General features: G+C 60.1%; 1 protein-coding gene. It reads right to left on the reverse strand.

From position 1 onward, the window contains the following. A partial coding sequence (locus SB765_RS33415; RefSeq protein WP_410933007.1) for an FAD-binding protein occupies positions 1–238 on the reverse strand: 238 nt, incomplete at both ends.

Genomic DNA, 238 nt, shown 5'->3' on the forward strand with positions numbered 1-238 from the left:
GTTTCAGTTTGAGATGTGGACCCCACGGGCCATCACAGCCGCGACCTTCACGGATTTCAATCATCATTGAGCGCGCCACCACGTCGCGGCCCGCCAGATCTTTGGCGTTCGGCGCATAACGCTCCATGAAGCGTTCGCCATGTTTGTTCAGCAGATAGCCGCCTTCACCACGGCAGCCTTCGGTGACCAGCACGCCCGCACCGGCGATACCGGTTGGGTGGAACTGCCACATCTCCAT

Origin of the sequence: Pseudomonas sp. SIMBA_067 (assembly GCF_046534675.1) — a bacterium.
Classification (GTDB): domain Bacteria; phylum Pseudomonadota; class Gammaproteobacteria; order Pseudomonadales; family Pseudomonadaceae; genus Aquipseudomonas; species Aquipseudomonas putida.